We start from the raw sequence: 20,761 nt of genomic DNA, 5'->3' as shown, positions 1-20,761 counted from the left end.
ACAAATAGAACTGCAAAGCAGGCATCAGGGTTTGAGTTGGTGGGTGTGGGGCTGATGCAACTTAATAACAATATAACATAAAGACATTATGAAAACATTCGCAGCGGCAGCCTTGATCGCAGTCTCTACTTTAACTATGGCAGTAGGCAAACCAGAGGTATCAAACCCTAAAAAAGTAGTAGTCAATTTATCTACAGCAGATTTAGCCATTGATCATTACGTTGCGGTTATGACATCAGGACAATCGGCAGGAGTAGAGCAGTTGTTTACAGCAGATTTTAGTCAAAAAGTACAGGCATCAGAAGATAAAACTAATAGCCGTTCGGAAATTGTGTCCTTCTTGAAAAAGCAAAAAGGACAGCAGTTAAACTGTAAAACCAGTACCACCATCGTACAGGAATCAGTTGACTATATGATTGCTAAAGTAATCCTGCAGTTTGAAAACTTTACCAAAACCGATCTCGTGACATTAGTCAATAACGGCGGTAACTGGAAAGTATCACAATCGATCAACTCGTACAAGTAATTTATTGTTTAATCATATGTTTAGTTAAGGCCATATCTCACGATGTGGCTTTTATACAAAGAAATATAGAGCTGGAATAACTCGCAATAATGTCGACATCATAATTTATTTTCATTCGTTGCTTTATGTCAATTTTACAGAATAAAGTTACATAGGCTTAATTTGTCATGTCTAAAGCTGTTGCATAGCGTAAAACTAAACCATGAGCAAGCATTTATATTACTTCTTTTAGAACTTGTTAAATGAGAAAAAGATTGTAGTTTTGACTTGGTTAGATTTGATAATATCTTTCAACTAGAATAGGAAAAATTAAGGTTAATGCTATTTAATCCGACACACAACTGTAGGAATTTTAGGCTAAATAACCATATTTTAAAATGATTATTAGTTTAAGCTCTGCAAACATAAATTTCAAAATAGAACAATAGTTAACGAAATGATTAGAAAAGCAATTCAAAGCGATATTATTCAAGCGTCAAAGGTGCTGGAGGAGGTAAAGATGGATATGTTGTGTGAAGGTGTTGACCAGTGGGATCAAGAATATCCTAATGAGGTGGTACTTACACAGGATATTGATAAGGAGCAGGCATTTATTTATGAAGAGCAGGGAGAGCTAGTCGCGTATATGGCTCTAAATGAAAAATGTGATGAAGAATATAATGACTTAAATTGGAATACCAGTATTCCCTTTCTTGTGATTCATCGTCTATATGTAAAACCAGCTGCTCAAGGAAAAGGAATTTCTAGTAAAATGATCAGATATGCAGAACAATATGCTGTTGAACACAAATACCAATCCATCCGTTTTGATGCTTTTTCATTAAATGAAACAGCCAATGCCGTTTATTTAAAAAAAGGATATCATCTGGTGGGCACTGTTAATTTTCGAAAAGGAGTTTTCAATTGTTATGAAAAGGCGATTTAGCTCTTAATAATTTAGGATTAAAATAACTTATGAAAAATATTTTTGTAATAAATGGTAGTGCGAGTAGCTATTCCTCAAATCAAAAGCTTATAACTTTAATCGTTGACCTTACACAGGATACTCTAAATATCAAAGTTTTTAATGATCTTAAAACTCTTCCACATTTTGATCCTGAACTTTCTATCGAAAATACACCAGAAGAAATCTTAAAGTTTAGAAAAGAAATTGAAATTGCTGAAGGGGTTTTAATCTGTACACCCGAGTATGTTTTCAGTATTCCCAGCGGACTCAAAAATGTGATCGAATGGTGTGTGTCAACAACTGTATTTTCTGGCAAACCGTTGGGGATAATAACAGCATCAGCTCATGGAGAAAAAGGACATGTAGAATTACAGCTAATTATGGAAACTTTAATGGCAAATTTCACGACAGAGACTACACTTTTAATTTCTGGAATCAAAGGGAAAATAATTGAAAAAGGGCAATTAACTGATTCTAAAACAAATATTGCACTATTAAATTTTTTAGATGCCTTTGAAAATCTGATGCCATAGCTTGAAATTGGGAATCAGATTTATTGCGAGATTGATCGTAGAATTAAAACCAGCAGACGTTCTGAAGTTCTTTCCTTTTTGAAAAAACAACTTTTTATTAATCTTTTATTTGAAGATATTGAAAAAGTAGCAAACCATGTTTATTCACCATCATTAGGCATTTTACTAAATAATTTTGATTTCACTATCTAGTTAAGAAACCAGATGTTTTTCAGAAGTATACCATTAAAAACCATTTTTAGAAAGATCATGGGTTATTTTACGGTAAATCTCGGGAATGTCAAATACTCCAATTTTCCTCCGTTTTATGTCAGTTATTTCACCATGTGAAATACCACGACTACTATCCGTGAATAATTGAAATTTATCACCCCAAACTGCCGATTTCACAGGTACAAGTCCATCATTTTCTCCGGCGTTCTTTATTAAATACTGATATGCCCAAGAGTATAGGAAGTCATCTTTTTTAGAAGCCATAGCAGATGCATAACTATTGTAATATACCAATGGATCATTTAAGTTATTTTGATTAAAACTTTCCATATAATTTATGCTTAGCTCATTTATTACATTATAAATATTTGGGTTATTGTCACCGAATATTTTGACCAAAACAGGGAGTATACGTTTCGCAAGTGAACTTTGGAAGGTTCTGTTATTTAAAAAATAATCTGCAATTAAAGTACCATGATGAGGCGTTGATATTGTTGTTAAGGAAGCTATTTTTTGACCATATTGCAAAGTCGAAATCAGGAAGCGCGCGTCAATGCCACCTTTTGAATGCGCTATTAAATTAATTTTTTCTGCACCGGTCTTATGGATTATATCTTCGATTCTTAATTGAAGTAACTTTGCATTATCTTCAATTGAGCCCCAAGCATCTGTATACCCATAAAATACATTAATTCCTAACTCCTTTAACAATTTTGGAATTCTTCCCCAGAACAAAGTGTCGTCTTTCGCTCCAGTTCCGTGTATCAGTATAAGTGGATATTTTAACATTTAGTTTCTATTTTTTTGTAGATACAAAGCATAATAGGATTGTCTGAATTATTTCTGATATGACACTTTTGTTTAAGTGAATTTTAATATAAACAATTTACCTATTATTATATATTCATTTCAAATTATCATTTCTATGCTTATTAGCTTTTTATTTTTCTAGTGTTTTCCAATTTCCTTTTTTAAAATAAACATTATTAAAGATAGGAGAATGAAATACCAGGTTGAAGCTCCAAGTATTTCGGTAGATTATAGGATTACTAACTATTATGTGATGAGTAGGGATGTCCATTATTATTTTTAGCGTTCTGAATTATAGGGTTTTACTGTTGTGATCTTTCCGCGATACGTTTTAGGTATTTCTCTTGATTAGTTACGTAAAAATAATAAAGTCAAGGCAATCTTGATGATATAATGCCAGACATGTATAATTGCTATTTATTAATTTACATTTATTGTTTCTAATAGTTCGCTGTTAAAAACTGCCTTTGGTGAAATTACAACTTCGTTAAGCGGTATTTTGTGACCATAACGCTCTTTCATTTTTTGTTTAACAACTTCGTCTGATAAGTCAAAGTCGCTTAGTTTTTCAAGTTTGCCAATTTCAAGCCCTGTCGCACGTTTGTAGATTTTCCAGATCAGTTCAGAACAATAAATTTTGTCATCACTCCATTCAAAAGTTAGATCATAATTTTTACCTTTAAACTTGTCGCCTTCTTGTTTCATTTTTTGAATCGTTTCAGTTGTCAAAATTTTATCCGCGTTTTTTAGTCGCTTAATTACATAATGTCCGTCTTTGCCCCGTGCGATCCATTTGACAAGTGGTGTTAACTTAATGGGCTGCACTGCTTCAAAAACGTAATGTTGTCCATTGTCGCTGTAAATGATACCGCAATGCGAATATTTAGATTTTGTTGCAAGTTCGATTGCTTTACTTTGTCCTGAAAGTGAAGTTTGAAAAATTAAGTCGCCATTTTTAATTTCGCTTTTGTTCGCAAGTTTTTTGACCTCTGTTTTTACCTGATCCAGCCGATGGTTTGGGTCATGAAATTTTCTTTTGGCGTGGAGACCACCAACGACAATCAGTCCACAAAACCCTAGTAAAATTATCCCTTTTTTCATACTTGTCCTATTGTTGTTTTGGTCTCTGAAAACTTTACAAATGCTTCTAACATCACCTAGATTGATCAATATTCCTTCTTTTTTAATTCATTTGATACACATAATGACTTAAGGACAGATAATGTATTGATTACTCTTCTTCATCATCTTCAATTCTATTTCGTGTCCATTTTCCACCTATGGTATCGCGTTCTGCTTTTTCGCCATATTCTAGGTCAAATATTTCGTTCAATGTAATGTCTTTCTTAGTTAATTCTTCAAGTGCAACTATCTTAATATCTTCTGGCATTTGATCTCCTGTCAGAAATTGCCAGTCACCATCATGATCATGCACGACATGCAATATAGGTTCTTTTTCTTCAAGCCATTGTCGCGTCGTAAAAGTTGTTAAATTCTTAGGCTCATAAAACTTAAATTCAGCATTCCTATCAAGCAAAGGCTGTATGTAAACATATTTTTCTTCAAAATTTTCCTCCCATGGAAATCTGTCATTACTATCCGTCCAGATTAATTGAAGCGCATCAAATTGTTTGTCTTGATAATAGTTTATGCCGGTACCAAAATAATCATCGATGTTTCTTTTATCTACCGCTATAAACATAGCCTTACTTTCATAGAAGATGTTGCAGTAAATTTCTCCGGGTGTAAACACCTCACCATCTTTGATTAGGTCCGCAACAACATTGGTGATTTCGTGTGCCAAATCGGTCGGTAAACCAAAGCAGATTATTTCAGGATGATGGTATCTCTGCGTTAGACCAATGCTATAAGTAAAAGATGGCAGATAGTTTGTCGCAGCGACTGTAATAACCTGAAGACCAAATTTGTCTATGTTTATTTTAGTCTTTTCGAGTAAATCATCAGTATTAATACAGTTATGTTCGCTTTTTTCGGTCATTATTTGGAGTTACATGAGCTTTGTTAAATATATTGTATGGTGAATTTAACATTTTGAATCGGTCCTCACAACTTCACTTCGTCATTTCGACCGTTCACCAAGTTTTTTGCTGGTTTATTCTAAACTATCAAACTAGCCCAAAATTGTACAGGAGTCAGGTGACTGCATGATCGCCAAAATAACCAGGCAGTTAGGCTATTACTCCTGCATCAGAAATAAATCTGATGTGATAGCCAAGATATTTGATGGTTTCACATCCTTATTTTTAATTATCAAATTATTCAGTTTTCTTAATCGCACTATCCAGCCTAGCCAAGTAATACGTATACTGCCTTTCCTCCAGTACTCCTCGTCCCTTTAGGACATAAGTTTTCACGATAAAGGACTTATTGTCGACCCATCTGATATCTTCCACTGCCCAATTCTTGGTTTGAAAGCTTGCCATCTCTGAAATTCGGTCATGAGAGCTGATCATGCCATCGCGTATTTCTAGAAGTCCTATAAAGCAACTATTGCGTTCATATACATGGTTGTAGTAGTAGGCAAGAAAGCGTCCGTCGGGAGAATGGATGGGGAGCGATACGGCAGCATCTCCGATAGAGACAATCCCATACTGGTCGGAAGTAGCGCTGTCCAGCAATACCATGTCGCTGAATCCGAGATGTTCAGAAACACTATGGCTTACTAAAGCATGCATCTGCAAGCGCGGGAAATATCCCATATACTGCCAGCCGCGAAAACCGTCGTCTTGACCGGGCGAATCGTCATATTTTTTGAGTGTAATGAGGCCTTTTCCTGTAGGTACTATCAGTGTGTTCTTCTTTATGGCAACATGGGAAAATATCATTTTCGGCATGGGAGTAGCCCTTTCATAAAGTTGTTTCTCTGCAATCTCGATATGTATTGCTGGAAGGCTGTCATAGCGATCGGCATAGCCTACAGCCAGCTCTTGGCCTGACTGACCATAAGCAAGCCCTATTGAAAAGAAAAAAAGGAAGATCAGTTTCATATTAATTTCTTTGTTTTATTTCAAACTTTTGTTTCAAAGAGTATATTCTATAAATTTTATCTGCAGAATTTATCTCTTATAAATTGCTGACTTTCATTGCCCTAAATTCTATGATGATTCTTTCATAAGTTTTTAGAAAAGCTTTCAAAAGTTCTTCATGTAAATTATATAGCAATTCGAGGAGTCGGTATAAAACTCTCGCGTGGGTAAAATTGAATTGTTTCTTCTTCTTGACTTTTAGCACTATAGCTACATAGCAATAATGAAGCAATTATATAGTACCTAGCTAAGCTATATTTAATACCCCTGAATGCATAGATTTAGTTATTGTAAGTATATAGGTTAATCGTATTAAGTTACGAATAAATACCATTTATATCCTGTAAAATAATTACGAACGTTTGAAAATCCATATACATCAAAAGGGCCTAATTCTCATTAGACCCTTTATCTTGGCGTTTAACTGCACAGTAATTTTTATGTTTCCTATCGTTTCCTCTTTTTTGTTTCATCATCCAAATTGTTTTCAAGCAATTGGATTTATTTACTGTACTACGTCATTTATCGTTATCCACTTTCATTCTGAAAGTATGTTTGTCATCGCTTTGTATAATAAGAACACCTGTCGAATAAAATAGTTCAAAAATTATTTAAAATAATTTTACCTATTGATTTCCATTGTTCAAGTTTTTAGTTGGTTTAGTTTAATTGCCATAGGGGTGGGACAGTTTACATCCTACTTTTGAATCAACAAATAAGAACTAACAAACTATAAAATAAAGACATTATGAGAACTTTAGCAAAAATATTCGCAGCAGCAGCCTTGATCGCAGTTTCTACTTTCACTATGGCAGCGGAAAATCCAGAAGTAGCAAACCCTAAAAAAGAAGTGGTCAATTTATCTACAGCAGATCTAGCCATTGATTTTTACGTTGCGGTTATGACAGAATGTCAATCGGCAGGAGTAGAGCAGTTGGTTACAGCAGATTTTAGTCAAAAGTTTCAAGCCTCTGAGGTGAAGACAAATAGCCGTTCAGAAGTTATCAGCTTTTTGAAAATGCAAAAAGGGGAGCTGCTGAAGCCAAGAAAGCAACAATAGAAGCGATGGGTCTGTCTATCGATCAAATTGCTGAGGTTCTCATTTAATATCTTATTAGCGAAACATTATCTTAAAATAAAAGCAATTAATACCTAAACAGCTTTTTATATTAGCTATCCAAAACTTAAGAAAAAGTGGCTATCCAACCTTTTTTGGACAGCCACATAAATTTTACCCTAATTGACCTGTTATGCTATCACACATATACTTATCAGTAGTACAAGAATAGAAATCTCCATTTTGAAAATGACACTCGTAACCAAGTATTTTTGAATACTTAAAGCAATTGTTTTCATCATATATATTTTCAATGCATGGACCAGTGGTTATAGAATTATTATCACAAGTTGTAATTGCAGTCGTATTATTAGAAGAATACCCTCCTAAAACATTTTTTAACTGTTCCCTTGATAATTGATCTACACTTTTTAGATTTAGGTTTTTTAATGAAATTTTTTTCATTTTTTAAAAATTTATAATGGTTAATAGTATAATTTGCTCAACCAAATTATATTAATTAATACTCAGAGTTGTTGAGAACTCTTATGCTAATAAACATTTGCAACTGAACTTAGCATTATTAATTTCTGACGTCTCAGGAATTATTTTATCTTATTCAATGGTGTTTTAGAACGAATCAGTAACTTGCCATTATACTGAGTTTTTCTAGACTTAAAGAATCATTATTTTGATGAGTCCTGTATCCATATAAAGGAGAATTGACGAATTCAATTCCTTCATATATAGCCAATTATATCAGAGTAAATAGTATTGCCATATCATATGGCATTCTTATGATTTCGCAAACTTCATCTTCTAAACTATTAAGATTACAATCTACAGCTACAAATTCTTTAAATAATTTGTATTTAAATGTTCTCAAATGATCTACTTTCCAAGGACTTTGTCTAAATCTATCAAACTCTTCTTTTTTAGACCTATTATCTAATTTTTGATTTTTCCGCTCAGAGTTATAGTATGTCATTGCACGGTAAGTCATAAATAAATTAGAATCATTTGAGTAAACTGAATTTATTAGTTCAAAAACATGTTCATGTAGTAAAACATCATCAGCATCTACAAAACAAATTATATCTTCGTCTTCATAGGCATTTGTCATTAAAATCTCTATAATATTTTGGAGTGCAAATTTTCGAATCGGATTAACTTTTAATGTAATTTTACTGTCTATTAGTGTTGAAATATCATATTCCTCAGTGGAGCAATCATCGATTAGATGTACATGATAATTATTGTAATGTTGAATCTTTATTGAATCAATATATTCTTTTAAAAAGGAAGAGGCATTTCTAAAAGGCGATATTACATGAATTTTATGTTCATTTAATAAGTAAATACTTGAACTAAATAATAGAACATCCTCATCTTCATCAATGGCTTTCAATAGTTCCTCTTTTAGCTGTAGTAACTCATCATTCTCTGAGAGAAAATAAATATTGAAATCAGAACTTGCTAACAATATATTTTCTTGTTTTCTCATTGCAGTAAAAATATTAATAGAAATACTTTGATAATGATTAAACACTAATACCTTTTAGATTTGTAACTATAAATCCTAAATGATACGAATTAATGTCCGATTTTAAATCTTTAAATCCTATTTTTGCCCTTTTTGAATCTTGAATCATCAATTGTACAATCATTCTTAAGAAAGATAAAAGTGATTCGGAAGAGTTGTTTACTTTAGGAAGTAAATTTCTAATAGTTTTAACCCAATGAGGGTTGCCAAATTGTATACAAGCAATTAGTAATATATATATATTTTCTAAATCTGTATTATCAAATATTTTTTTATTCTGGAAATGTAAAATCAATTCTTCTGTTTTACTGTAGAAAACATTCCCTAGGTCTTTTTCATTAATAAAAGTCTTTATTAGGTAAGAGAATTTGAGTAAAATTTTAACAGAATCAGAAATAATTAAGCTCTTTAAAGATATCATATTAACTAATTTTTCATTTAAAAGCTTGATTATTTCAAATAGAACAAACCTTCTGTAGAAATTAAATTTAATTTGTCTATTTTGAATTCTTTGTTGAAAATAATTTATTATCTCTAAAGTTTCACATAAAGTTGTAGACTCTACAACGATGGCATTAATAGCTATTTTGTAAAAATTATCATCAAAATCAAATAATAATTCATCAATATCATCTGTCAAGATTTCCATTTGATGAAGGTAAGCCACTAACCAACCAGCACCCAATAATCCAGTGGAAAAAGAATAGTCATTATTTTCTATAGCCTTATTAATAAAGTTGTCTAATTGTAATTGAGACTTATCTTTCGAACTTTTATTAATAAATAGTTCCAAAATATTATAAATGGAATCGTGTGATATCGGAGTATTATACATATATAAAACTATTTTAAACAATAAAATTCATCAATTGAAACAGTGTCTAGTTTCATAAGCGTTCGTTTGTGAAAAAGAATATTTTCACACTGACCTCTATCCAGCCAAAGAATTGACTCAGACAAAGTATTGACGTTTAGTTTTCCTTTATTTTCTATTAACAGTTCTAATTCAAGCATTTTTGAAAATGCTTCTTTAAATAAAGAATCAACGTTAAATGCATTTTTAGGTTGGAAAAGTAAATTTATACGACTATTTAATATTTTTAAAATATTATTTACAGACAACAAATTTTGAGAGGAAATAATTAGAAATTTTTCAAATTCTTTAAATTCATAAAAACTTTGTCTGTTAAATTCCAAAGAATGTAATGCATTATTTTGAGAAATTAATTTTACAGGAATATTAATATATTTATTAATATATGTTGAAAAAATTTTAAAGTTTATCAAATCAACGTCATTTAAAACATTGCATAAAATAATAGAGTCTACATAAATTGGTCTTTCTTGATCAAGTTCATCTTTTCTCATTTTAATTTTACGTACTATTTCATAACTACAACTGATATTAGAAATACTATCCAACGAATGATCATACCAAGGCATGTAATTCAAATATTCTGTTTTTTTAAAATATTTGGTTTTATCACTAATTTGTCCCGAATAATGTTGGATTGCATATTTTTCCCAATAAATTATAGAGCTAAAAGGCCACGAAAAATTCATCTCGGAGTGTATTTCTACCTTTCTATCATCCAACCATAAATTCCATAAAACAGCCCACATATCCGCGCACCAAGCTTGAATTCCTTTTGAAGAATGTCTCATAATTTTATTAACGGAATATTCAGTTTCCCAAATAGTTTTATTGTATTCATGCATTACAACATAGAGAGATTCACAATCTTTTTCTACTTTCTTCCAAAAGTCAGAATTTATACATTTCAAAATATATTGAGCTCCTCCCGTTTGAGAATCTTCTAATAGCAGCTTATCTTTATCTAAACCTACTATTTCCAGCATATTATCTAATAAATCTTCTGACCCATTTCTACGGATGTAGTTGACATCGAGATAATTTCTTGTATCCGAAACATAACAGTTATCATTTATCATAATCTCTTCAATTTGCAAAACACGTGAAAACAAAATATCTGAATCATGGTAAAATATAGTTTCCTTTTCCAACTCTGGAAAAAGCTCAAAATGCTGTTGCAATATATGTGGACGAATAGATGACATATATTTAGGTTTAACCCGAAGATCTGGATAACAATATATTTGTGCTAGATCACAATTTAAATCAATAAATTCTTGAAAACGTGGACTTACCCCCCTTTCTTTATTGTAAGCAATTAATACTTGAATATTCTCACGTTTGATATTCAATAATTTAAAATTTCGCAATTGAATTTCTAGTTGCCATACAAAATATAACTCGTCAGGTTGTGCGGATAAATATATCATATTAAAAATTTTAAAGCATTCGATTGTATATCTATTAAACAAATTATTTATAACACGTAATTCAATTCAGAAATATGATAACCTTCTGGTAGCTCTCTCCCGTTGATATAAATAGTTGGAGTTACACGAATTTTCATTGATTTGCACCAGTTAAACATAGCGTATATTTTTTCATTTTGTCCCTTTAAATCCTCATTAATAGGATATTTCTTTGCAAACTCCTTATAATCTTTTTTCTCAGACAAATACCAATCATCTATCGCCTTACTTAAAAAATCATTACCATACATTTCGCTCAAAGCTAAAAAGTGTAATACTGGTGCTGTACGATAATCATTTTCTTCACCTGAAGCTGTAAATATTATACGAACTTTGACATCAGGATTATGCTTGATAATATATTCCAGCTCAGGGTGAGCTTTAGAGCAGGGGCCACAATAGGGATTACATACTTTAATGATCTCATTTTTTGCTAGCGGATTTCCGACGACAATCCCCAGTCCATCTATTGGAGCTGTTATTTTCTCTGATTTGTCAAGTAGTGCTTTGAATATTTCAGTATTATAACGTAATTTTTTCCATCTTTTTTCTGTATTTCCATTGTCACGCGCACTTTTTAGTAGCGGGATTAACGTGTATGCTGCAGTCATAAAAAAACAGGCTAATAATATCGTGAGTACGATGGAGTAGCTTGAGATGGGTGCTAGATTGATTCCTTGGTTGTAGATAAAGAAAATAGCAGTTAAACTATTGATGATTAATACTCCTTGGATGGCAAGACAAAGCGGGCACCATTGTTTGATAACTTGAGCTTGATAATAAATCGAGAATAAAATATAAGGTGCAGCTAGTAATGAAATGATAGCACTTAAATATAGGAACGATAGATTTCCAGCGAAAAAAACTTGAATAGAAAATAAAGTTGCCATAAAGGCGAATCCCCATATCTCCCAATTAATTCCGAAAAAAGAAGATTGAGAGGAATTCAGTACAGCATCACAGTTAGCTTTCTTACCCTGACCACCACAGACTTCTCGAATGAAAGGGTTGTGTGCGTCTATTTCATGCCACAATAGCAGCGATGAAACTGCTAATCCAATGAAACTAGTCATTGTCAATATGATATTGACCCATGATATTCCTGTTTGATAATTAAGAACGGTATATCCTAAAGAAAGTAGCAGTGTAATTAAGCTTAAGTAAATAGGGATATTACGTGCAATAGTTTGGTTCCGTTGCTCAATTAAATGAGATGCTAGGTTTAATTCATCTTTTTTATGAGAATCATCTGTTAATAGGATGATTCCTTTGTCTATTTGTTCAAATTCAGAAAGTGGAATTTCTTTAAGTTTGTTAGTTTGTGGATCAAGATAAGTAATATTGGTTTCGCTCACTTGAGATACGATAGTGAAACTTGCTTTATGCCAATCTTCTTGTTGGATCGAACAAATAAAAGGAGTCTCAAAATCATAATAATTGTAATCTGCCTTTCGAATAGCTTCGGATTCTACTCCGTACTTGAATAAGGTATCTTTGATGCTCAATAAGGTAGGACTATCAACATGTTCTTCTAGAGCTTTTTCAAGATATAAATCACTGTATTTGATATGATAGGTTTCAAATAAGTTTTTACAAACTAATTTTAGATCATTGTCTTGTTTAGGTTTTAGCAAATGAAGGATCTTCATAACAGCTTATTATTAATTGGTTAAATAAATATATTGTTAATTCTCGTAATTAAGAAATTTATTTTTATTTATTTAAAAAGATATTTAGTTGCTTCGCATCAAGTAACAGAAGTTGCTGTGTCATTTGATTGATGAAGTGGAAATCTAAATGAATTCGAATCGATGAAAATATGTAGCGTACTTTTAGATTGATAATAAGTCAGTAGTGTAAATAAAATTTAGGTTCTAAAAATTCCACATATTTTGGCACAACATAGTTGATTTTTGCGTTTTTACAATTTTAGACCTTCTACTATTTTCCAAATACCCATAATTGTTTATTTTTATCTGGTATTTTATCCTTTATAAATGGATCATTAGCCTATTTCCAAAAGTCAATTTTCACAAATATGTCGCAATATCCTGAAGTCCGACAATAGTGTGGATGATGTTATACAACATTTTGTCCCGTCAAAAGTGAACGACCTATGGGCGTTTATGAGTGAATTTAAGGAAGAGCCTGCGACAGTTGTGATCGAGCAAATATTTGATGTACCAGAGAAAGTATTAGAAGGAAAATTCTTAAGGCTTTTCTAATTGATCTTTTAATTTTTAAAAACTACAAAGATGAATTTAAAGCAAATACACCAAGAATATATACTCAATCATCCTACAGCTGTAAGAATAGGCAAAAGTAGATCACAGTTAACTTTTAGACAGGTTGCTGGTATCCGAGAGTCTGCCTTAGTATCTCTCGGTTATTTACAATAACAGATGGTGAAGATATTGCTAGACAAGGTTTTGCTCATTGGCCAGATATGATAGCAGGGGAGTTGGAGCTATTCAAAAGAGATTGATTTATTAATGTGTCGTAATGGGAGAGTTTTCTTCGAATTGTAGCAACTTTCTATTTGGATAATATTGATATCCGACATTAAGAAATTAATTAAAGTCATGGAGGTTTATGTCTATGCATTTATCTTAAGTGAATTAATATGGAAATGTAAATCACGGGAAAGTATATGTCGCATATAAATTTCAGGAAATAGACAATTTCTATTTTCACACCTCTGAAAACTATAAAGTCGTCAAAAGAGTTCAATCCTAATCACATTGGCTTTTTTTGTAAAATTAGATGTTGATAAAACAACTTCAACAAATTCTGGATATAAGTTGTTAACTTGCTATAATGACTAAAAATCGAAATTTTGTAAAGAGCAAAAATAAAGACCAAAAAAATAAGAATTCTGGAAGGCTACACGTTGTATGGCGGGTAATAATTGTTTTATACATTATTGTCATGCTGTACTTTCTATTTACATTTGGTGGCAACGGAGCTGATTGGTTTCCAGGAAAACCTTTATATAAGAGATAGCTAAGGTAGAACATATTCGTCTAGAGTGCTTCACAACCCAGTTATGCAGGGCATTTATAAATCAAAAGTTTATCTCCAAGCGACGGTATTTTTGTTTTCTAAATAAAGCCGAACTAGAAATGACCTTACTCAGGATCGCGATTCAGGAATTATTGAATTACTTTTGACTTCCCAGTTATGTATGCGAAATATATTGGTTGAAAGTGAATAAACTTAGAAAATGATGTCCTCATCTAAGACACTATTATTCTTTTTGAATAATAGTGTCTTAGATGAGAACTTGTCAATATTGATTAAAATTCCTGTTTTAATTAACTCTTCAAATAATTCGTTGTAATAATTTTCAGAGTTAATCACTGCATGAATAGATTTTAAAGATTGGCTAGTTTGTAAAAATTTATGAGACTGTAACGTAAACTGTGTCAACGGAATAATTTAATAAGATTTTTTATATTTAATTATTCAAACGACATGGTCATGAAAGAAAAGACCCCATTCGACTTTGAACGCTTCAAAGATGAAGCTATGCAAGGTCTTTATAACGGGAAGAGTTTATCTCCCAACGACGGCGTTCTGGCGCCCCTAATGAAGCATTTACTAGAGTCTATGATGGATGGCGAGCTAGAGAGTCACCTTCAGGAAGATAAGGCCTCAGGTAATTCCAATCGTCGTAATGGTAAGACCAAAAAGACTGTCCGCGGCCTTAATACAGGTACTTTTGAACTGGAGTCTGGACGGGATAGATCCGGTACATTTGAGCCTAAGGTAATTCCCAAGCGTCAGCTCATTATTACATAACAATTAGAAGGCCATGTCCTGAGTATGTATGCCAAAGGGATGAGCACACGTGCTATAAGTGATTTTATCCGTGAGATGTATGCTATGGATATTTCTGCAACCGAAATATCCCGTATCACAGAAAGTGTTATGCCTGCCGTTAATGAGTGGCGAAGTCGTCCGCTAGAGGCCGTCTATCCCTTTGTTTTCCTGGACTGCATGCATTATAAAGTCCGTCAGAACGGTACGGTTGAATCTAGAGCTATTTATAATATATTAGGTGTGGGAATGGATGGACGTAAAGATCTGATAGGTCTTTATAGTTCAGAGAATGAGGGTGCGAAGTTTTGGCTATCTGTTCTTACAGACCTAAAACAGCGTGGTGTCGAAGACATTTTAATTGCCTGTATCGATGGTTTAAAAGGCTTTCCTGAAGCTATTGAAGCTATTTTCCCTAAAACTAAAGTTCAATTATGTATCGTCCACCAGATAAGATCAAGTATGCGCTATGTTACAGAAAAGGATAAAAAAGCTGTCATTGAAGACCTAAAGCCCGTTTATAAAGCTGTTAACGAAGAAATGGGTTATGAAAATTTAATTATCTTCGAAGAGAAATGGGGTAAGAAATATCCAATTGCTGCTAAATCCTGGTTGGATAATTGGACGAACTTATCTACTTTTTTCGAGTATGATGAGCAGGTCCGCAAGACTATTTACACCACTAATCCTATTGAAGGAATGCACCGTCAGGTCCGTAAAATTACGAAAACTAAAGGTGCATTCAGTTCTGAGCAGGCTCTTATGAAGTTGATGTTCTTGATAATAAAGGACATCTCTAAAAAGTGGACAATGCCGATGCACAACTGGGGCTTGACGATCTCTCAACTTTATATTAAATTTGGAGATAGGCTCAAGCTGGATAGAGGCTTTTAGAATTAGGCTAATTATCCAATGACACAGTTTGAGTTACACTCCCAAATTTATATAAATAAAAATGATCAATTGCACCAAAATTTTCTTTTCTATTAATCTTCACATGCAAGTATTACTTTGTTTTTTTATTTTCAAAATCACAGGCATCCCCATGGAAACAATACGTCCAGTTGTTTTTTAGATTACCTTTCCACAGATTATTTTGTCTACTTATTAGCTTTTTAAATGTTTGATCAGACTTAAATCAAGATTAAATTCATGAGCTAAAATTTTTATCATTTCGTTTGCTTTGTTTTCAAAAGCTTGAATTACTTCAATAAGCAAATTTAATTCTGGCATAATTAATTATTACAGTACCTTTTGCGTAGGTTTTTATGTTATCGCCATTTGTTTACATGTTCTATTTTTTCGTCAAATTGTGCTGCTAATGATTTTACTCTTGATTTCAAAAGTAATTTTCTTCCGTCAATTGTCCTTGTAAAAATCAAGTCACAAGCTCCAACAAGTCTTTCCCATTGGTTTTGAAAATACTCTGCTAAGTTTTTGTTTCGTCCGAGTATTTCAGGAACAGAATGATAGTCTTTTTGCTTAGCAAAAAGTAAAAATCTATTTTTTCTGATAATCACATACCTTGGATTGTCAATTGGTACGATTACTTCTTGAAGTGCATTTATAAAAGTTGATTTGTCGAAAGTTGTTCCACCTTCCAAATGACAGTAAACCGCACCCCAATAATCAACAGAAGTTTCAACCTTTAATTTTGAAGAGTCTGATTTAATTACTCCTGCCTTAATCAACGAGTTTAAAAGTGCATCTCCAATTTGTTGAATATCCTTTGAGATGTCTCTGTATGTGAAATATAGTCTTAATGTTTTGAATGTCAGTCTACCAAAAATAGCCATTCCTATTGCTCCAAAAATTGCAAGGAAAATATAAAAATCTTGTATCGTTTTTATATTTTTTGCGGCTCTGCCCAGGCCTTGCAAACTTTCTAAACCAAAAGTAACTAATCCCGAACCTAAAGTCGCTAAGAGGTTACGAATAGTCTTATTCAAATACATTGACTTCACAGCCCTATATTCTTTTTTCTCGGGGAATGGGATTTTGATTTCCTCAATAAGTGTAACACCTGTTTCAAGTGCAGTTTTCCATCTTTGTTTTAAACTTTCCCTATCACCTGCATAAGAAAACATTTCAGCATTATTTTTCTCCATTTCTTCTTTATGATGAATGTTTTCTGAGAAGTTTAAACGTCCGATTCCATTTTCAATTCCGGGTTCATTCTTGAATGAAACACCTACAAAACTTCTAAAACGTCTTTTTAGTAAATCAAAATCGTCTCCTCCTGTTGGCGATGTCGGATCAATACAGGCCAAATGCCAAATATTTCCAGTTTTGTCGCTATTTCCGTTTTGCGATCTTATCGCTCTGCCGCGCATTTGATTGGAAAGTACAAATGAACCTACAAAACTTGCCAAGATTAAGGAGTTTATTGCAGGAGCGTCCCAACCTTCACCAAGTAATGATTTTGTTCCAATTAAGATTTCTATTTCTCCCTGTTGAAAGATTTGAGTTACTAAATGAACGATATCGTGTTTGAGTTGCTCAGTTTGGCTTATTAAAAGATAATTGCTGTCAAAAGGAACCGGACTTGAATTGATTTGCGTAATTCCAAAGTGTGCTGCTTTTGCTTCAAATGCGGGATAAGCACTATGAGGAATAATTATCATTGACCCCGTAAGTACTGCGATTTTCTTGTTGTCTGTATTTTCTCGTCTTAATTTTTCAAAAATTGGAATAACACCAATTTTGTTATTTTCGAAATTATTTTCAGATGAGTTGGTGTAAAATTCTTTGCGGATATAGTCGGAAAGAATAACCAATCGTAAGTCTTTACCTAATTTCTTGTATTCAAAATTAACAATCTCTTTAATGCCATTTAGTTTGCTAATACTCGAAGTCAAAAATCCGGTTACACGTTTGTTGTGCGAAAAGCTGATTTGCCGTCTTTCAATCGCACCGTATCTTCTTAATCTATTTTCAAGAGTTTTTTTGTGTTCTTCAAATGTTTTGAAGTGTTCCTTTTCTTTGTAGAGATAGAAATCTAAAAGCGTTTCAATCCATTCATAATCAAGTTCTGGAATTTTAAAATTTTTATTTCCAATAACCTCAAGGTGTATTTCAGGAATTTCCTTTTCGTTTGATTGTAGAAATATTAAGCAAGCCGAGTAATAAGAGAGATTGTTATAAATCCAATCCAATTGGTCCGTTGGGTTTTGCAAAATGGGATGTTGTTCGATTGCCTCGATGATCGTTCCATCACTTTTTATTTCCTGGAAAATCTTTTCAATATTCTGTCTAAAATCAACAATGCTTTGGTTTTCCTGTTCTGTTGGCAAAGTGAAATAAACATAATCTTGATGTGGACACAGATCGCCTTCAATTACCAATTCAGGAACAGAAATTTCTGTATCAACAGGTCCGTTTAAGTCAATGTATCGTTGCCATTCCGCAGCAGTAACGTCATAGGGTGGAGTCGCTGTCAAGCCAACGATCATTGGTTTTAATTGTTCTTTTACTTTTGTAAGTGTTTGCCACCATTCGTTTTTTAAATGGTGTGCTTCGTCCACTACAATTGTTTTGATATTTTGGGCTTTTAGTCCACTTATAATATTGTCAAAGTTTAAATTTATTGACTTTCTATTCCGATTTTCTTCCGTTTCTTCGTTTTCAAAGTCTTCTTCGTCAGCTGTCCAATTATTACAAGCAGCGTGTAATCCCTGATAGGTTACCACGGTCATGAATTTTGGATTTCGAATGTCTCTTGAAATCCAATCGGGTGTTTGTGCAGTTTGCAAGAAGAGTTCGCAGAAACGCTGTATCCATTGATTACGGATCGCTATTGTCGGAGCAAGAATTAAAGTAGGCTTGTTCAGTCGAATGGCAACTTCGAGTCCCAAAACTGTTTTACCTGAACCTGGAGGAGCAATAACGTGTAGATGTCCATCAGTTAAATGGTTCTCTAAATCGTCAAGCACACGTTGTTGGTATTTTCTCCAGCTGTATTTAAATTTTATTTCTTTAGGATATTCTGTCAATTTATCTGTAAGTTTTAAAAAGTCATATCATGAAACATTATTATCTAATGTTATCTAACTAAATATACGCCCATTGGTATCTGCTTTTCGGGTTCAGTGCAACCTATTTTTTTATTGTCAAGTAATATGTCGTATCGTTTTATTACTAATGATAGCTTATTTTGTTAAATTCGATTTGACAAAACTAATGTACAAAAACTATCTCTAATTCACCTCTATAGGCGAATTTTGTTGGTTATTCCTTGTTTTGATTAAAATTGGCAATAGAAATTTGATTACTTCTGGCTTATGCTTATTTGCAAGGATATCTTCGTAAAGAATCAATACTTTCTTAATCTTATTTATTTACGAATTCATCCAGTATTTTTATAAAATTTCATTTTGAAAATATCTTAAGGATTTACCTTTTAACAGTAGCATTTACATGCTACTGTTAAAAGGTAAATCCTTAAGAGAAAAAGATAAATATATTTGATAGATAATAAAAATCCATTGGCGTACAGCTATATTCTTGGTCTTTAAACTGGTGAACTTTAGTTCGGAATTTGAGGGCTTTCTCCGGAATATTCACTATAGGATAAGATAAAGTGCCAAATTTGATGGAAGTGATGTGAAAAACGATATAATTACGCTTATTGGACAAAATTCATTTATATGTGTATAAAATATTATTTAAATACGGATGATAGTGGTATATCAACTGTATTTGTAACCGGTAGATCAGAATACTGGTTGGAAAAAGTAAGGTTAGAAATTTCACCGCCACTAGGAAAGGAAATTGTTAATATAGACGATTATATTGACCTGGAACAGACTATCGGCTTAGGCTTTGATTTTGTAAATTCAGAAGATTTCCAAGTTATTTTCATTAAAATAACCAAGAATAGATTTATAAAAGATTTGGGATTTCATAATTGCCATATAGATCTCAAGTTTGATTGTTGCTTAACGTTAGATCATCTATATATTGGCGAGAATGTCAACATAGATATGACTTCATGGAATATTATTACTAATAAAGTTACTTATTATCCTTAAAGACATTTAAAGGTTATTTTTCTTCTAGTATTCCGTCGGTAGAAAAATTGACTATATGGGATGATAAAGATCGTTTGACTGAAGTTCTCAAAGTCTTTTATAATATTAAGACGCTATCTCTCACAAATAGTAATATTGAAGATTTAGATCTTAACCATCTTTTAAGATTAATTGAAGCTAATTTATCATATTGTAAAAAGTTAAAGACTATAGAAGCAAATAAACAGCATGAAATAAAAAAAATAATCCTTCGTCGCTGTAATAAATATATTCCATCTAAAGAAATGAAAAATCTTGTAATAAGAATATAGTTTCTAAAGAGCATTAAAACGAAGGTGGTTATTTTGAATCTAAATTTTATTTGGTAATCTACTGACTTTTATATACAAAAAAATAGAAAAATATTATATCCAATTTTCTAATCTCCAGCCGTTTTCTAGTCTTTCAATTATTAAAAGGTCTGTCCACATTCCTGAAGGTGATAGTTTTAATTGTTCGTCGCTTAGATTCTGAACTTCAATGAATCTATCATTTTTTCTATCAACAATCATCCAAAAGTCCTTTTTAAAAATATGGGGTTTTCTGAAATAATTTGGAACTTCAATTGTTTCGGGATCATTAAGTCCATCGACTAATTCAATTATTTTTCTACGCAAGGCTACTTTTACCGGAAATTTTACAAAAAAATATCCATTTTGAAAAATTGCATCATTCATTTCAGGAAGAGAATCGAACAAGTGATATCCAATTTTAACCAATTCAATGTCATTTCGAGTATCCTCAGGAATTTTAACCAATTGCATTAATGCAAAACCTTTCTGAGTATCTATTTTATAAATATTACCTACTTGTACTTTTTTCATATTATATATAGATTTTCATCAGAAATATTAT

General features: G+C 32.3%; 17 protein-coding genes and 1 pseudogene. 6 read left to right on the top strand and 12 right to left on the bottom strand.

The features are described from left to right. The first annotated feature begins 88 nt into the window (after positions 1 to 88). The 3 genes from FHR29_RS09805 (at position 89) to FHR29_RS09795 (ending at position 2,005) form a co-directional block, all read left to right on the top strand. The gene (locus FHR29_RS09805; protein WP_183914264.1) at positions 89 to 526 is read left to right on the top strand and encodes a nuclear transport factor 2 family protein; all 438 of its coding nucleotides are present in this window, start codon (positions 89 to 91) and stop codon (positions 524 to 526) included. A gap of 436 nt (positions 527 to 962) precedes the next feature. After that, positions 963 to 1,451: a GNAT family N-acetyltransferase gene (locus FHR29_RS09800; RefSeq protein ID WP_183914262.1), complete on the top strand. Its 489-nt coding sequence runs from the start codon at positions 963 to 965 to the stop codon at positions 1,449 to 1,451. Positions 1,452 to 1,480: 29 nt separating this feature from the next. Then, complete coding sequence (locus tag FHR29_RS09795) at positions 1,481 to 2,005, top strand: NADPH-dependent FMN reductase (RefSeq protein WP_183914259.1); 525 nt, start codon at positions 1,481 to 1,483, stop codon at positions 2,003 to 2,005. A 225-nt stretch (positions 2,006 to 2,230) separates the two neighbouring features. On the opposite strand, the gene FHR29_RS09790 is transcribed toward FHR29_RS09795, so the two are convergent. The 4 genes from FHR29_RS09790 to FHR29_RS09775 form a co-directional block, all read right to left on the bottom strand. Continuing rightward, complete coding sequence (locus tag FHR29_RS09790) at positions 2,231 to 3,007, bottom strand: triacylglycerol lipase (RefSeq protein ID WP_183914257.1); 777 nt, start codon at positions 3,005 to 3,007, stop codon at positions 2,231 to 2,233. A gap of 441 nt (positions 3,008 to 3,448) precedes the next feature. Then, entirely contained in the window at positions 3,449 to 4,129 is a 681-nt protein-coding gene (locus FHR29_RS09785) for a YiiX family permuted papain-like enzyme (protein WP_183914254.1), read from the bottom strand. 130 nt (positions 4,130 to 4,259) lie between these two features. Beyond that, on the bottom strand, positions 4,260 to 5,027 hold the full coding sequence (locus tag FHR29_RS09780) for a DUF4262 domain-containing protein (protein WP_183914231.1): 768 nt from the start codon (positions 5,025 to 5,027) through the stop codon (positions 4,260 to 4,262). A gap of 277 nt (positions 5,028 to 5,304) precedes the next feature. Further along, positions 5,305 to 6,036 (bottom strand): hypothetical protein, encoded by a 732-nt coding sequence (locus FHR29_RS09775; protein ID WP_132841761.1) that lies wholly within the window; start codon positions 6,034 to 6,036, stop codon positions 5,305 to 5,307. Positions 6,037 to 6,823: 787 nt separating this feature from the next. Here FHR29_RS09775 and FHR29_RS09770 point away from each other — a divergent pair. Then, positions 6,824 to 7,135 (top strand): hypothetical protein, encoded by a 312-nt coding sequence (locus FHR29_RS09770; protein ID WP_183914229.1) that lies wholly within the window; start codon positions 6,824 to 6,826, stop codon positions 7,133 to 7,135. Positions 7,136 to 7,306: 171 nt separating this feature from the next. On the opposite strand, the gene FHR29_RS09765 is transcribed toward FHR29_RS09770, so the two are convergent. The 5 genes from FHR29_RS09765 to FHR29_RS09745 form a co-directional block, all read right to left on the bottom strand. Beyond that, positions 7,307 to 7,597: a hypothetical protein gene (locus FHR29_RS09765; RefSeq protein WP_183914226.1), complete on the bottom strand. Its 291-nt coding sequence runs from the start codon at positions 7,595 to 7,597 to the stop codon at positions 7,307 to 7,309. A gap of 289 nt (positions 7,598 to 7,886) precedes the next feature. Continuing rightward, a complete protein-coding gene (locus FHR29_RS09760) occupies positions 7,887 to 8,636 on the bottom strand; it encodes a glycosyltransferase family A protein (protein ID WP_183914224.1) in 750 nt (249 codons plus the stop codon). Between the two features lie 37 nt (positions 8,637 to 8,673). Further along, the gene (locus FHR29_RS09755; RefSeq protein WP_183914222.1) at positions 8,674 to 9,510 is read right to left on the bottom strand and encodes a hypothetical protein; all 837 of its coding nucleotides are present in this window, start codon (positions 9,508 to 9,510) and stop codon (positions 8,674 to 8,676) included. 8 nt (positions 9,511 to 9,518) lie between these two features. Next, entirely contained in the window at positions 9,519 to 10,979 is a 1,461-nt protein-coding gene (locus tag FHR29_RS09750; RefSeq protein WP_183914220.1) for a hypothetical protein, read from the bottom strand. Between the two features lie 47 nt (positions 10,980 to 11,026). Further along, positions 11,027 to 12,667 (bottom strand): vitamin K epoxide reductase family protein, encoded by a 1,641-nt coding sequence (locus FHR29_RS09745; RefSeq protein WP_183914219.1) that lies wholly within the window; start codon positions 12,665 to 12,667, stop codon positions 11,027 to 11,029. A 1,831-nt stretch (positions 12,668 to 14,498) separates the two neighbouring features. On the opposite strand from FHR29_RS09745, the pseudogene FHR29_RS09740 reads away from it, so the two are divergent. Further along, a pseudogene (locus FHR29_RS09740) lies at positions 14,499 to 15,731 on the top strand (IS256 family transposase). Positions 15,732 to 15,944: 213 nt separating this feature from the next. Here the strand turns inward: FHR29_RS09740 and FHR29_RS26625 are convergent. Further along, complete coding sequence (locus FHR29_RS26625; protein ID WP_260292015.1) at positions 15,945 to 16,070, bottom strand: hypothetical protein; 126 nt, start codon at positions 16,068 to 16,070, stop codon at positions 15,945 to 15,947. A gap of 38 nt (positions 16,071 to 16,108) precedes the next feature. Continuing rightward, the gene (locus FHR29_RS09735) at positions 16,109 to 18,829 is read right to left on the bottom strand and encodes a DEAD/DEAH box helicase family protein (RefSeq protein WP_183914217.1); all 2,721 of its coding nucleotides are present in this window, start codon (positions 18,827 to 18,829) and stop codon (positions 16,109 to 16,111) included. A 654-nt stretch (positions 18,830 to 19,483) separates the two neighbouring features. Between FHR29_RS09735 and FHR29_RS09730 the strand changes: the two genes are divergently transcribed. Continuing rightward, entirely contained in the window at positions 19,484 to 19,867 is a 384-nt protein-coding gene (locus FHR29_RS09730; RefSeq protein ID WP_183914215.1) for a hypothetical protein, read from the top strand. A 404-nt stretch (positions 19,868 to 20,271) separates the two neighbouring features. On the opposite strand, the gene FHR29_RS09725 is transcribed toward FHR29_RS09730, so the two are convergent. Next, positions 20,272 to 20,730, bottom strand: coding sequence for a hypothetical protein (locus FHR29_RS09725; protein ID WP_183914213.1), 459 nt, complete (start codon positions 20,728 to 20,730; stop codon positions 20,272 to 20,274). Positions 20,731 to 20,761 lie beyond the last annotated feature (31 nt).

Origin of the sequence: Sphingobacterium sp. JUb56, from assembly GCF_014191365.1 — a bacterium.
Classification (GTDB): domain Bacteria; phylum Bacteroidota; class Bacteroidia; order Sphingobacteriales; family Sphingobacteriaceae; genus Sphingobacterium; species Sphingobacterium anhuiense.
This window is presented reverse-complemented; position numbering and strand designations above follow the sequence as displayed.